General features: G+C 62.8%; 1 protein-coding gene. It reads left to right on the forward strand.

Annotated elements, in window-relative coordinates; translation table 11 throughout:
* The coding region (locus tag AACY42_RS28490; RefSeq protein ID WP_339483839.1) for a DUF2345 domain-containing protein at positions 1 to 1054 on the forward strand (1054 nt) is incomplete at both ends.

Consider the following 1054-nt stretch of genomic DNA (forward strand, 5'->3'; position numbering starts at 1 on the left):
CCCTGCACGACAACGAACACCCGGACCTGGTTACGGCGCGCAATGAAAGACGCAACGTGCTGCGCACCCCGACCAACAACAAATTGCGCATGGACGACACCCGGGGGCAGGAGCACGTCAAGCTCAGTACCGAGCACAGTGGCAAGAGCCAGTTGAACCTGGGGCATCTGGTGGATGCCGAGCGCAAGAAACGGGGGGAAGGGTTTGAGTTGCGCACGGATGGCTGGGGGGCGATTCGCGCTGGCAAGGGGCTGTTTATCAGTGCTGATGAGCAGCCCCGCGCCCAAGGCCAGGTGCTCGACATGAGCGCGGCGACAGGTCGGTTGCAACAGGCCGCCGATCAGTTGGAAAGCCTCTCCACTGACGCCCAGGCGAGCCGGGCCGATCCGGCCGATGTGGCCGCGCAACTGCAACTGCTGCGCCAGGATCTGGAACAACTCAAATCCTCTGTCCTGCTGCTCAGCGCCCCGCAAGGCATCGCGCTCACCAGCGGCAAACACCTGCAACTGGCCGCGCAAGACAACCTGATGCTCAACGCCGGCGGCGAAGCCGACCTCAGTGTGGTCAAGCGCCTGTTCGTCGGCGTGGGCCAGGGGCTGAGCCTGTTCGTGCGCAAGCTGGGGCTCAAGTTGATCGCCAACCAGGGGCCGGTAACGGTGCAAGCGCAGAACGACAAGCTGGAACTGATGGCCCGTCATGGGCTGGACATCACCAGCACCGAGGACGAGATCCGCATCGTCGCGAAGAAAAAAATCACCCTCAACGCAGGCGGCAGCTACATCACGCTGGATGAGGGCGTCATCGAGTCGGGGACGCTTGGGGACTTTGTCGTCAGGTCGGCGAATTTCGAATATGTAAAAGGCGCTGCCAGCATGAAGGCCGCACACCCGGACTACCCGCAGCGCTTGTTCAAACAACCGCTGCGCTTGCGCATGCCGCAAACGCCCAATGCATCGGGTCAAGGTTGGGCGGGCATGCCTTACACACTCAAGGCCGATGGCGTGCCGGTCCAGCAAGGTGTGCTCGACGGCAGCGGACAGTTGCTGCTCGACCA

The sequence above is a fragment of the Pseudomonas sp. RL_5y_Pfl2_73 genome, assembly GCF_963970515.1.
Classification (GTDB): Bacteria; Pseudomonadota; Gammaproteobacteria; order Pseudomonadales; family Pseudomonadaceae; genus Aquipseudomonas.